Below are 11910 nucleotides of genomic sequence, written 5' to 3'. Positions count from 1 at the left end.
CGTTCATCGGATGTTCACCCCGAGTTCAGAATCCGCCCCGTGACCCGTTACCTCGCGTCCCTAACGTGAAGGTCATCCGGCATCGAGCCGGGGAACCATGAACGTGAGGAAACTCGAAGTGAAGCTTGTGATCCGTTCCGGTGCGGTGCTGACCGCTGCCGCCCTGTCGTTCACGCTCGCCGCGTGCTCGCCCACCAACGAGGCTCCCGCGGGCGGCTCGAGCGACGAGTCCACCGCCGGCACGACCGCCGAGTCGACCGACGGCGCGATGGCGATCTCCGGCAACCTCCAGGGTGCCGGCGCCTCCTCGCAGGAGTCCGCGATGGACGCCTGGCGCGCGAAGTTCCAGGAGGCCAACCCCGATGTGACCGTCGGCTACGACCCGGTCGGCTCGGGCGGCGGCATCGAGCAGTTCCTCGCCGCCGCGGTGCCCTTCGCGGGCTCGGACGGCCTGCTCGACTCGGAGGAGTACGCCGCGGCCGTCGAGCGCTGCGACGGCGACGGTGGCGCGTACCACCTGCCGATGTACATCTCGCCCGTCGCCGTGATCTTCAACCTCGACGGCATCACGTCGCTCAACATGGACGCCGCGACCATCGCGCAGATCTTCGACGGCAAGATCACCAAGTGGAACGACGAGGCGATCGCGTCGCAGAACGAGGGCGTCGAGCTCCCCGACACGACCATCACCGTCGCGCACCGCTCGGACTCGTCGGGCACCTCGGACAACTTCACCGACTACCTCGAGCAGGCGTCGGACGGCGCGTGGCCCTACGAGGCGACCAAGGAGTTCGACTCCGCCGCCACGCAGAAGGTCGGCTACGACGGCACCTCGGCCCTGGTCGAGGGCGTCACCGCGACGCCGGGCGCGATCGGCTACGCCGACGCCTCGCGTGCGGGCTCGCTCGGCACCGTCGCCCTCAAGGTGGGCGAGGAGTACGTGCCCTACTCGGCCGAGGCCGCCGCGAACATCATCGCCGCGTCGCCGCTCTCGGACGAGGCCAACGGTGAGAACGACCTCGCGTACGCGATCGACCGCACCACCACCGACTCCTCGGCCTACCCGCTGACGCTGGTGAGCTACCACATCGTCTGCTCGCAGTACGACGACGAGACCGAGCGTGCGCTGGTCACCGCCTTCGAGAAGTACGTCGCCTCGGAGGAGGGCCAGGCCGTCGCCGCCGAGGCCGCCGGCTCCGCGCCGCTCCCGGCCGACCTCTCCGCTCACGTCGAGTCGATCCTCGACGAGATCGCGGCCGGCTGAGACCGACGCCTGACCTGACGGTGGTGGGCCTGCCCTTGACGGGTGGGCCCACCACCTCGCCCATTACGATGGGCGCAGATCCGAGGGAGTACAGAGCGTGACCACCACCGAGACGCAGCCTGAGGCTGCTCCGCCGAGCGACTACGGGACCCATCCCGGCGCCTTCGCCAACAGCTTCTTCAAGCGGCTGTCGACCGCCGCCGGCTCGCTCATCCTCATCACGCTCGCCGCGGTCGCGACCTTCCTCCTGGTGGAGGCCTGGCCCGCCATGACGATGGGCGCGGAGGAGCTCGGCAAGGTCGTCTCCTTCATCAAGCCGGACCAGGGGCAGAGCCTCATCGAGATCGTCGGCTTCCTGGTCTACGGGACGCTGCTGATCTCGCTCATCGCGCTGCTGCTCGCGACGCCGGTGTCGATCGGCATCGCGCTCTTCATCTCGCACTTCGCCCCGCGCAGGCTCGCGCAGGGGCTCGGGTACCTCATCGACCTGCTCGCGGCCGTGCCGTCCGTGGTCTACGGCCTGTGGGGCGTCGCGGTGCTCGTGCCGTTCCTCCAGCCCTTCTACCAGTTCCTCGCGGACTACCTCGGCTGGATCCCGCTCTTCGCGCCGCCGGAGTCCGGCGAGATCTTCACGGGCCGCGTAGCCATGTCCGCGGGCATCGTGCTCGCGATCATGATCATCCCGATCATCTCCGCCGTCTCGCGCGAGGTGTTCCTCCAGACGCCCAAGCTCCACGAGGAGGCCGCGCTCGCGATGGGCGCGACGCGCTGGGAGATGATCCGCATGGCCGTCTTCCCGTTCGGCCGCTCGGGCATGGTCGGCGCCACGATGCTCGGCCTGGGCCGTGCGCTCGGCGAGACCATGGCGGTGCTCATGATCATCGGCCCCGGGCTCACCTACTCGCTGCTGGTGCTCCAGCCGAACCAGCACAACACCATCGCCGCGTACATCGCGCTGCAGTTCCCCGAGGCCAACGCCACGGGTGTGAGCTCGCTCATCGCGATGGGCCTCGCGCTGTTCCTCATCACCCTGCTCGTCAACATGCTCGCGCGCTGGATCGTGTCGCGCCGCAGCGAATTCTCGGGAGCCAACTGATGGCGACGTCGACCATGCCCCTGGGCGCGCTGTCGCGCTCGCGCCGGATGAAGAACGCCATGATGACCGTGGTCATCTACGCGGCCTTCGCCGTCGCGGTGATCCCGCTGATCTGGCTCGCGGTGACCGTGGTGGTCAACGGTCTCGACCGCTTCATGATCTCGGACGCGAACGGCCTCGACTCGGGCTTCAACCTCGAGTTCCTCAACCAGACGATGCGCGGCATCTACGGCGCCGAGGCCCCGTACGGCGGCATCATGCACGCCGTGGTCGGCACGGTCATGATGACGCTCGCCGCCACCGTGATCTCCGTGCCGGTGGGTCTGCTCACCGCCATCTACCTGGTCGAGTACGGCTCGGGTTGGCTCAAGCGGTCCATCACCTTCTTCGTCGACGTCATGACGGGCATCCCGTCCATCGTCGCCGGCCTATTCGCCTACTCGCTCTTCGCGATCATCATGGGGCCCGGGACCAAGCTGGGCATCGTCGGCGCCGTCGCGCTGTCCGTGCTCATGATCCCGGTCGTCGTGCGCTCCTCTGAGGAGATGCTGCGCCTGGTCCCCAACGAGCTGCGCGAGGCGTCCTACGCGCTGGGCGTGCCCAAGTGGCTCACCGTCATGAAGGTGGTGGTGCGCACCGCGATCGCGGGCATCACCACCGGCGTGACCCTCGCGATCGCGCGCGTCATCGGCGAGACCGCCCCGCTGCTGGTCGCGGTGGGCGTCGCGGACTCCCTCAACTGGAACCTCTTCGACGGCCGCATGATGTCGCTGCCGGTGTACATCATCTCGGAGTACGAGAAGGGTGTGCTGCCGTGCGCCACCGACACCTGCATCGGTGAGATCACGCAGTACCGGGCCTGGGGCGCGGCCCTGGTGCTCATCCTCATCGTGATGGCGCTGAACCTCATCGCGCGACTCATCGCCCGCTACTTCTCCCCCAAGACCGGCCGCTGAGCCAGAACCGGAGCATCCGTGTCCAAGCGCATCGACGTCAACAACCTGAACGTCTACTACTCGAGCTTCCTGGCCGTCGAGGACGTGTCCCTCGCCATCGAGCCGAAGTCCGTGACGGCGTTCATCGGCCCCTCGGGCTGCGGCAAGTCGACGTTCCTCCGCACCCTCAACCGCATGCACGAGGTCATCCCCGGGGCCCGCGTCGAGGGTGAGGTGCTCATCGACGGCGTCAACCTCTACGGCGACAACGTCGACCCGGTGACGGTGCGTCGCCACGTCGGCATGGTCTTCCAGCGCCCCAACCCGTTCCCCACCATGTCGATCGCGGAGAACGTGCTCGCGGGCGTCAAGCTCAACAGCAAGCGCATCTCGCGCTCCGACGCCGACGACCTGGTCGAGTCCTCGCTGCGCGGCGCGAACCTCTGGGAGGAGGTCAAGGACCGCCTCGACAAGCCGGGCTCCTCGCTCTCCGGCGGCCAGCAGCAGCGTCTGTGCATCGCGCGCGCGATCGCGATCAAGCCGGACGTGCTCCTCATGGACGAGCCGTGCTCCGCGCTCGACCCGATCTCGACGCTCGCGATCGAGGACCTCATGCAGGAGCTCAAGGACGAGTACACCATCGTGATCGTCACCCACAACATGCAGCAGGCGGCGCGCGTCTCCGACCGCACGGCGTTCTTCAACATCGCGGGCACCGGCAAGCCGGGCAAGCTCATCGAGATGAACGACACCCCGACCATGTTCTCCACGCCGTCGGAGAAGGCGACCGAGGACTACATCTCGGGGCGCTTCGGCTGATCCGCCGGCGAGCCCCAGCGGCTCCGCCACGCAAGAAGGGCCGATGCGTCGCGCATCGGCCCTTCTTGCTTCGCATCACGCCTGTTAAGGAACGATGCGGTGGTTCAGCTGCGTGGCGGAGCCGCCGGGTCAGAGGCTGTCGAGCTCCGGCGCGTACTCCGGGAGCGTGCCGTCGAGGACGGGGACGTCCTCGGAGATCTGTCCGGCCGTCTCGGTCTGGAACAGCACCTCCTGGAGGAGGCCGGGCGCCGCGGTGGACGTGCCGGCGACGTGCGTCTCGCCCTCGTCCCCGCCGAGGCGCACCGTCGCGCCCGCAGGGATCTCGATGCTGACGATGCTTCCGCCGTCGAGGCTCGCGGCGACCGTCGCGTCCTCGGCGCCCGAGTTCTTGAACGATCCGGTGAGGACCGCGGCGGAACCCTCCGCCTCGGTGATGACCAGCAGGTTGAGGCCCGTGACGTCGCCGAGCTCGACGCTGACGCCGTCCGACGCGTCGTACGCCATCTGGGTCGTGATGGGGTTGACGGTGCTGCAGCCGGCTGCGACGAGCGCGAGCGCGGCGAGCGGGAGGGCGCGTGCGGGGATCTTCACGGCGGGGAACCTTTCCGGGGTGATGTCACTGGAAGGATAGTGGCTCCGCGTGCCGTGCGGCCACCGTGCCCGGATGCGGGCGGAGCCTAGCGCGACGCGATTTCCGGCCGACAGGGACCAAGTGCCCACTGCCAGGCACGATGCGCCTGTTATTGCGGTTTTGCGAACTGGTAGAATGGAGTTCCGTCGAGAAGGGGATTACTCCACCATGAACTTCGTCGTTGGCGAGACCGTCGTCTACCCCCACCATGGGGCGGCCCAGATCCAGGACATCAAGAAGCGCATCATCCGCGGCGAGGAGAAGACCTACCTCAAGCTCAAGGTAGCGCAGGGTGACCTGACCATCGAGGTGCCGGCGGAGAACGTCGATCTGGTGGGTGTCCGCGACGTCGTCGACCAGGCGGGTCTCGAGAAGGTGTTCGGCGTGCTGCGCGAGCCCTACATCGAGGAGCCGACCAACTGGTCGCGCCGCTACAAGGCCAACGTCGAGAAGCTCGCCTCCGGCGACGTCATCCGCGTGGCCGAGGTGGTCCGCGACCTGTCCCGCCGCGACACCGACAAGGGCCTGTCCGCCGGCGAGAAGCGCATGCTCCACAAGGCGCGCCAGATCCTCGTGAGCGAGCTCGCGCTCGCCGAGAAGTGCGACGAGGGCGCCGCCGAGGCACGGCTCGACGAGGTCCTCGCCTCGTGACCGTCGCGGCCGTCGTCACGGCCGCCGGCTACGGGACCCGGCTGGGTTCCGACCTTCCCAAGGCGCTCGTCGTCGTGGCGGGCGAGCCGCTCGTCGCGCATGCCGTGCGCCGCATCTCGCGCGTCGCCACCCGGGTGGTGGTGACCGCGCCGCCCACCCATCTGGACGACTTCGCGCGCGCGCTCGACGGCCTCGACGTACGCATCGTCCCGGGTGCGGGCACGCGCCAGGAGTCCGTCAACCTGGGCCTCGCCGCGCTGGGCCTCGCGTCGCGGGACGTGGTGCTGGTCCACGATGCCGCGCGCGCCTTCCAGACCACGGAGGCCATGAGGGCCGTCATCGCCGCGATCGAGGCGGGCGCGGACGGTGCGATCCCCGTGGTCCCCGTGATCGACACGCTCGTGACGGCGCCCGCCCCTGACGGCGCGCTCGGCGAGCCGGTCGACCGGGACGCCTTCCGCATCGTCCAGACCCCGCAGGGGTTCCGAGCCTCCGTGCTCCTCGACGCGCACGCGCGCGGAGGCGACGGCGCGACCGACGACGCGACGCTCGCGCGAGCGCTGGGCTACCGCGTGGTCGCGACCCCGGGGCATGTGTGGGGCGTCAAGGTGACGCACGCGGGCGATCTCGCGCTCGCCGAGCACATCGCGGCGCTGTCCGCGCTCGAGGAGGCCCGATGACCACGCTGCCCCGTACCGGCATCGGTGTCGACGTGCATGCGTTCGGCGGCGACCGTCCGCTCATGGTCGCCGGCCTCGAGTGGCCCGGCGAGCCGGGCCTCGAGGGGCATTCGGATGCGGACGTCGCGGCCCATGCGGCCTGCGACGCGCTGCTGTCCGCCGCCGGGCTCGGAGACCTGGGTGCGAACTTCGGCACCTCGCGTCCCGAGTGGGCCGGGGCCGCCGGCACGGCGCTGCTCGCCGAGAGCGCGCGCCTGGTCCGCGCGGCCGGCTTCGAGGTCGGCAACATCGCGGTGCAGGTGATCGGCAACCGGCCCAAGCTCGCCCCGCGGCGCGCCGAGGCGGAGGCTGCGTTGACCGCCGCTGCCGGGGCGCCGGTCACGGTGGCCGGGACCACCACCGACGGGCTCGGGCTCACGGGGCGTGGCGAGGGCATCGCCGCGATCGCCACCGCGCTCATCGTCGCGGCCTGAGCCGGCTGAGAGGGGCGGGGGACGTCACGCCCGGTAGCCTGGGCGCGTGACCCTCCGCCTGTACGACACCGCCACCCGCGACGAGCGCGACTTCGCGCCCCTCACCCCGGGCAGGGTCGGCATCTACCTGTGCGGTCCCACGGTGCAGGGCTCGCCCCACGTCGGTCACCTGCGCGCGGCCGTCGCGTTCGACGTCCTGCAGCGATGGCTCGAGCGGTCCGGCTACCAGGTGACGCTGGTGCGCAACGTCACCGACATCGACGACAAGACCCTGGTGAAGGCCGCCGAGGCGGGGGACGACTGGTGGGCGTGGGCGCTGCGCCACGAGCGCGAGTTCCAGGCCGCCTACGCCGCGGTCGGGGTCAAGCCTCCGGCGGCGGAGCCGCGCGCCACCGGGCACATCCCGGAGATCGTCGCGCTCATCGCGCGGCTCGTCGAGAACGGTCACGCGTACGCGCACGAGGGCTCGGTGTACTTCGACGTCCGCTCGTTCGCCGAGTACGGAGCGCTGACGCGCCAGGCGCTCGACGCCCTCAGCCCCGCGACGGACTCGCCGTCGGAGGACAAGCGCGACCCGCACGACTTCGCGCTGTGGAAGGCCCGCAAGGACGATGAGCCCACGACGGCCTCATGGGACTCGCCGTGGGGCCCGGGCCGCCCGGGCTGGCACATCGAGTGCTCCGCCATGTCGCAGCGCTACCTGGGCGACGAGTTCGACATCCACGGCGGCGGGCTCGACCTGCGCTTCCCGCACCACGAGAACGAGCAGGCCCAGTCCCGGGCCGCGGGCTACGGCTTCGCGCGGCTGTGGATGCACTCCGCGTGGGTGACGCAGTCCGGCGCCAAGATGTCGAAGTCGCTGGGCAACGGCCTCCTGGTCTCCGAGGTGCTCGCGGCCCACGAGCCCGCGGCGCTGCGCCTCGCGCTGGCCGCGGTGCACTACCGCTCCATGCTCGAGTACACGCCGTCGACCCTCGACGAGGCTTCGGCCCAGTGGGCGCGCTTCCAGGGCTTCGTGGCGCGCGCCTCGGAGAAGGTGGGAGCTCCGTCGCTCGAGGATGTCGCGGCCGCCGCGCTCCCCGACGCGTTCGTGGAGGCCATGGACGACGACCTCGCGGTGTCGCGTGCGCTCGCGGTGATCCATGAGACGGTCCGCGCCGGCAACGCGGCCCTCACGGCGGGGGACGATGCCGCGGTGGCCGCCGCGCTCATGTCTGCGCGCGCGATGCTCGGGGTGCTGGGCCTCGACCCTGCCGCTCCCGAGTGGGCGGCGGAGAAGGCCGGCGCCTCGGACGCCGCGATGAGCGCGCTCGACTTCCTGGTCCAGGCGGACATCGCGGCCCGTGCGGCCGCGCGGGCCGCGAAGGACTGGGGCACCGCCGACGCGATCCGCGACCGCCTGGCCGGTGCGGGCATCGTCATCGCGGACGCGGCGGACGGCGCGCGCTGGTCCCTCGCCTCCGAGGGCTGACCGCTCGCGGACGGCCGGGGCACGCCGCGCCGATTACCCTTGTAGCCATGGCTGGTAACTCGAAGCGCCGCGGCGCGACCCGTAATGCAGGATCCAAGAAGGGCGCGCAGGTCGGCACCGGCGGCCACGGTCGCAAGGCGCTCGAGGGCAAGGGCCCCACGCCGCGGGCCGAGGACAGGCCCAACCACAAGGCGTACAAGGCGAAGCAGCGCGCCGAGAAGGAGGCTGCGAAGCGGCCTCAGAAGGCCGTGAAGGCGACGCCGCGCGACCGCACCTCGGGTTCGCTCGAGCTGGTGGTGGGCCGCAACAGCGTGCTCGAGGCGCTGCGTGAGGGCATGACCGCCCACATGCTCAGCATCTTCAACCGCATCGACGCCGACGACCGCGTCACCGAGATCGTGTCGCTCGCCGTCGAGCAGGGCGTGACGGTGCGCGAGGTCACCAAGGCCACCCTCGACACGCTTGCGGGCGGCTCGCCTCATCAGGGCGTCGCTCTCGAGGTCCCGCCGTACCAGTACGCGGAGCCGCAGGACCTCCTCGAGGCGCCCGCGCCCGTGCGCATCATCGCGCTCGACGGGATCCAGGACCCGCGCAACCTGGGCGCGATCGTCCGCTCGGCGGCCGCCTTCGGCGCGACCGGCGCCCTCATCCCCGAGCGTCGCGCGGCCGGCATGACCGTCGCCGCGTGGAAGGTCTCGGCCGGTGCCGCCTCGCGCCTGCCCGTCGCGCGTGCGGTCAACATGGTGCGCGCGATCGAGGAGTACAAGAAGGCCGGCCTGTTCGTGCTGGGCCTCGCCGGGGACGGCGACGTGCAGCTGCACGAGTCCAACCTGCTCGACGGCCCGCTCGTCATCGTAGTCGGCGCCGAGGGCGAGGGCCTGTCCCGCCTGGTGCGCGAGGCCTGCGACCAGGTGGCGTCCATCCCGATCGCGGCGAGCACCGAGAGCCTCAACGCCTCGGTGGCCGCCTCGATCGCGCTCTACGAGGCGTCCAAGGCGGTTGCGCGCGCCTGACGCACAGGGACGATGCCGGGCGCGAGCCCTGCATCGTCCCTAGAAGCCGGACTCCTCCGACGCGTCGTCCTCGTCGCCGGAAGCGTCGACGCGCCCCTGCGCCTGCGCGGCGATCTGACCCGTGAGCGGCGACCGCTCGGGCGCAGGGACGCGGGTCGACTGGCGACGCACCTGCGGCGGCTCGCTCGTCTCGGGCACGGGGACCTCGCCCCACGCATACGTGTTGTCGTTCTCGAAGGGGTCGCGCGCCTCGAACTCGGTGCCGACCTCGTCGGTGAGGGCGGGCAGCTCCGCCGTCATCTCCGCGAGCGACCTGCCCAGCACGGCGCGCTCGTCGGGACGCAGCGGCAGCACGTTCTTCACGTAGGAGGCGGTCGCGACGGGCATGGGCACGTCCTCGCCCGCGGACTCCGCGAGGTACCACCGGTGGTCGAGGACCTCGTGGAACACCTGCGCTGGCTCGAGCTTGCCGCGCAGCTCGCGCGGCACGGCACGGACGGTGGGCTCGAAGATGCTGGTGAGCCATGCGTGCGCGCCGAAGGCCTCGTCCTCCCCGATCTCGGGGTGGACCAGGCGGAACTCGTCGAGGTCATTGAGCAGGCGACGCGCCTGGTTCTCCTGGACGTCGAGACCCGTGAGGCGCATGAGGCGACGCGAGTGGAAGCCCGCATCCACCACCTTGGGACGGATGCGCAGGCCCTGGCCGTCGGGGGTCGACAGCATGTCGAGCTCGCCCACGTCGAAGCCCATCTCGTTGAGCGCGCGCACGCGCTCCGCGACGCGCAGCGGGATGTTCGCGTCGAACGTCTCGGTCGCGGTCAGCGCGGCCCACAGCTTGCTGTACTTGGACTCGAGCCGCTCCCCGATCTTGAAGGGGTCGATCCCCTCGTCGAGGTCCTCGTTGGCCTGCAGGTCCAGGATCTCGCCGATGATGTTGGTGGTGGCGATCTCGAGGTCGTAGGACCGCTGCCCGTCCGTCAGGGCGTCGTGAAGGTCGCCCGTCTCAGCGTCGACCAGGTACGCCGAGAACTCCGAGGCGTCACGGCGGAACAGCGCGTTCGACAGCGACACGTCGCCCCAGTAGAAGCCCGTGAGGTGCAGCCGCACCAGCAGCACGGACAGCGCGTCGATGAGGCGGTTGAGGGTGCCCTTGCGCAGCGCGGTCGAGAACAGCGCGCGGTACGGCAGCGAGAACGCGAGGTGCTCGGTGACTAGCGCGGCGGAGAGCTCGTCACCCATGGGCGTGCGCCGCTGCGTCACCACGGCGACGGCATGCACGCACGGGGCCTCGAGGCGCTCGAGCTCGCGCAGCATCTGGAACTCGCGGTACGCGATCTCGCGGTTGGTCTCCTTGACGGCGAGGACGTTGCCGCCGTGGCGCACGAAGCGCACCACATGGCGGGACAGTCCTCGGGGGAGAGCGGCGATGACGTCCTCGGGCCAGGCGGACAGCGGGATGTCCCAGGGCAGCTCCATGAGCCCAGGATCGGCGGCCCCGGTGATGTGCGGCATGGCTCCAGCGTAGCGAGCGCGGGCCGGGACCCCGCTCCGCTCGGGCGGCCGGCGCAGAGCGCATCGTGCCCGGAGCACGCAGAAGGGGCGGCCCCGGCATCGCCGGGACCGCCCCTTCGGTGAAGCGCTGAGCCTCAGCCCGCGAGCGTGCGCGACGCGTCGGTCTTGACGACGTGCGTCGAGATGCGCTGCTGCGTGGCGGACGAGAAGACGTGCTGCTCGCCCTCGCGGATGGTCACCCAGATGGTGTCGCCCTTGGCGGGGACGTCGCGCGGGTCGACGCGGACGATGCCGTCGCCGCCGCCGCCCACGACGTTCTTCGAGGCGGTGGCCAGCGGGGTCGGGAGGGTGCCGTACACGAAGGCGTCGGAGCCGAGCTCCTCGACCACGTTGACCTCGACGGGGAACGCGCCGGGCGTGTTCGGCGCGACGCGGTCGAGCGACTCCGGACGGAAGCCGAGGATGACGTCGCCGCCATCGGCCTCGGTCATGTTCGCGACGGTGTCGCGACGCAGCTGGATCTTCGAGTCGCCGATGAGCGCGTAGCCGTCCTCGACGCGGAACGTCGAGAGGTTCATGGCGGGCGAGCCGATGAAGCCGGCGACGAACACGTTCTGCGGGGTGTCGTACATCTCGCGCGGCGTGCCGACCTGCTGGAGGACGCCGTCCTTGAGGACCGCGATGCGGTCACCCATGGTGAGGGCCTCGACCTGGTCGTGCGTCACGTAGACGGTGGTGGTGCCCAGGCGACGCTGCAGGGCGGCGATCTGGGTACGGGTCTGGACACGGAGCTTGGCGTCGAGGTTCGACAGCGGCTCGTCCATGAGGAACACCTGCGGCTGGCGGACGATCGCACGGCCCATGGCGACGCGCTGACGCTGACCACCCGAGAGGGCCTTCGGCTTGCGGTCCAGGTACTCGGTGAGGTCCAGGATCTTCGCGGCGGCCTCGACGCGCTCGCGGATCGTGGCCTTGTCGACCTTGGCGATCTTGAGCGCGAAGCCCATGTTGTCCGCGACGGTCATGTGCGGGTAGAGCGCGTAGGACTGGAACACCATCGCGATGTCGCGGTCCTTGGGCTGCACGTGGGTGACGTCGCGGTCGCCCACGAAGATCGCACCCTTGTCGACGTCCTCGAGGCCGGCGAGCATGCGCAGCGAGGTCGACTTTCCGCAACCGGAGGGGCCGACGAGGACGAGGAACTCGCCATCGGAGATCTCGAGGTCGAGCGAGTCGACGGCGGGGCGCTCGGTGCCGGGGTAGATCCTCGACGCCTTGTCATAAGTAACGGTGGCCATGGCCATGTTTCCCTTCACCGGCAGGTACGTGCCGGACGATCCGTAGTGAAGAAATGCCGTTGTGGTG

The 11910-nt window shown here is 70.5% G+C and carries 12 protein-coding genes; 9 read left to right on the top strand and 3 right to left on the bottom strand.

What is annotated here, in order from left to right; genetic code table 11:
• Nucleotides 1-118: 118 nt before the first annotated feature.
• The 4 genes from pstS (at nt 119) to pstB (ending at nt 4114) form a co-directional block, all read left to right on the top strand.
• Nucleotides 119-1264: a phosphate ABC transporter substrate-binding protein PstS gene (gene pstS, locus AOM00_RS01855; protein WP_228373374.1), complete on the top strand. Its 1146-nt coding sequence runs from the start codon at nt 119-121 to the stop codon at nt 1262-1264.
• Between the two features lie 97 nt (nt 1265-1361).
• Nucleotides 1362-2360 carry a phosphate ABC transporter permease subunit PstC gene (pstC, locus tag AOM00_RS01850; RefSeq protein WP_062516174.1) on the top strand — a complete coding sequence of 333 codons (999 nt, stop codon included), beginning with the start codon at nt 1362-1364 and terminating at the stop codon, nt 2358-2360.
• On the top strand, nt 2360-3316 hold the full coding sequence (gene pstA / locus AOM00_RS01845) for a phosphate ABC transporter permease PstA (RefSeq protein ID WP_062304647.1): 957 nt from the start codon (nt 2360-2362) through the stop codon (nt 3314-3316). Before pstC ends, pstA begins: the two co-directional genes overlap by 1 nt.
• 18 nt (nt 3317-3334) lie before the next feature.
• The gene (gene pstB, locus AOM00_RS01840; RefSeq protein WP_062304650.1) at nt 3335-4114 is read left to right on the top strand and encodes a phosphate ABC transporter ATP-binding protein PstB; all 780 of its coding nucleotides are present in this window, start codon (nt 3335-3337) and stop codon (nt 4112-4114) included.
• A 129-nt stretch (nt 4115-4243) separates the two neighbouring features.
• Here the strand turns inward: pstB and AOM00_RS01835 are convergent, their stop codons facing one another.
• Complete coding sequence (locus tag AOM00_RS01835; RefSeq protein WP_062516173.1) at nt 4244-4705, bottom strand: hypothetical protein; 462 nt, start codon at nt 4703-4705, stop codon at nt 4244-4246.
• Between the two features lie 208 nt (nt 4706-4913).
• Between AOM00_RS01835 and AOM00_RS01830 the strand changes: the two genes are divergently transcribed.
• Genes AOM00_RS01830 through rlmB form a run of 5 tightly spaced genes read left to right on the top strand, consistent with a single transcriptional unit; the run spans nt 4914 to nt 9033 of the window.
• Nucleotides 4914-5396: a CarD family transcriptional regulator gene (locus tag AOM00_RS01830; RefSeq protein WP_042213676.1), complete on the top strand. Its 483-nt coding sequence runs from the start codon at nt 4914-4916 to the stop codon at nt 5394-5396.
• Nucleotides 5393-6076 carry an IspD/TarI family cytidylyltransferase gene (locus tag AOM00_RS01825; protein ID WP_062516172.1) on the top strand — a complete coding sequence of 228 codons (684 nt, stop codon included), beginning with the start codon at nt 5393-5395 and terminating at the stop codon, nt 6074-6076. Before AOM00_RS01830 ends, AOM00_RS01825 begins: the two co-directional genes overlap by 4 nt.
• Entirely contained in the window at nt 6073-6549 is a 477-nt protein-coding gene (gene ispF / locus AOM00_RS01820) for a 2-C-methyl-D-erythritol 2,4-cyclodiphosphate synthase (protein ID WP_062516171.1), read from the top strand. The genes AOM00_RS01825 and ispF overlap by 4 nt, the downstream gene beginning before the upstream one ends.
• A gap of 46 nt (nt 6550-6595) precedes the next feature.
• Nucleotides 6596-8020, top strand: coding sequence for a cysteine--tRNA ligase (gene cysS, locus AOM00_RS01815; RefSeq protein WP_062516170.1), 1425 nt, complete (start codon nt 6596-6598; stop codon nt 8018-8020).
• 47 nt (nt 8021-8067) lie between these two features.
• Nucleotides 8068-9033: a 23S rRNA (guanosine(2251)-2'-O)-methyltransferase RlmB gene (gene rlmB / locus AOM00_RS01810; protein WP_062516169.1), complete on the top strand. Its 966-nt coding sequence runs from the start codon at nt 8068-8070 to the stop codon at nt 9031-9033.
• A 39-nt stretch (nt 9034-9072) separates the two neighbouring features.
• Here rlmB and AOM00_RS01805 read toward each other — a convergent pair whose 3' ends face one another.
• Together AOM00_RS01805 and AOM00_RS01800 are read right to left on the bottom strand one after the other, a co-directional pair.
• Nucleotides 9073-10545: a DUF4032 domain-containing protein gene (locus AOM00_RS01805; protein ID WP_082096420.1), complete on the bottom strand. Its 1473-nt coding sequence runs from the start codon at nt 10543-10545 to the stop codon at nt 9073-9075.
• Nucleotides 10546-10679: 134 nt separating this feature from the next.
• Nucleotides 10680-11843, bottom strand: a complete 1164-nt coding sequence (locus tag AOM00_RS01800; protein ID WP_062516168.1) for an ABC transporter ATP-binding protein — start codon at nt 11841-11843, stop codon at nt 10680-10682.
• Nucleotides 11844-11910: the final 67 nt, after the last annotated feature.

Source organism: Demequina gelatinilytica (genome assembly GCF_000971115.1).
Classification (GTDB): domain Bacteria; phylum Actinomycetota; class Actinomycetes; order Actinomycetales; family Demequinaceae; genus Demequina; species Demequina gelatinilytica.
This window is presented reverse-complemented; position numbering and strand designations above follow the sequence as displayed.

What these genes read in the sequence shown, in the direction of transcription:
- pstA (WP_062304647.1), top strand. Translation starts at nt 2,360, where the DNA reads ATGGCGACGTCGACCATGCCCCTGGGCGCGCTGTCGCGCTCGCGCCGG.
- AOM00_RS01830 (WP_042213676.1), top strand. Translation starts at nt 4,914, where the DNA reads ATGAACTTCGTCGTTGGCGAGACCGTCGTCTACCCCCACCATGGGGCG.
- ispF (WP_062516171.1), top strand. Translation starts at nt 6,073, where the DNA reads ATGACCACGCTGCCCCGTACCGGCATCGGTGTCGACGTGCATGCGTTC.
- rlmB (WP_062516169.1), top strand. Translation starts at nt 8,068, where the DNA reads ATGGCTGGTAACTCGAAGCGCCGCGGCGCGACCCGTAATGCAGGATCC.
- AOM00_RS01805 (WP_082096420.1), bottom strand. Translation starts at nt 10,545, where the DNA reads ATGCCGCACATCACCGGGGCCGCCGATCCTGGGCTCATGGAGCTGCCC.
- AOM00_RS01800 (WP_062516168.1), bottom strand. Translation starts at nt 11,843, where the DNA reads ATGGCCACCGTTACTTATGACAAGGCGTCGAGGATCTACCCCGGCACC.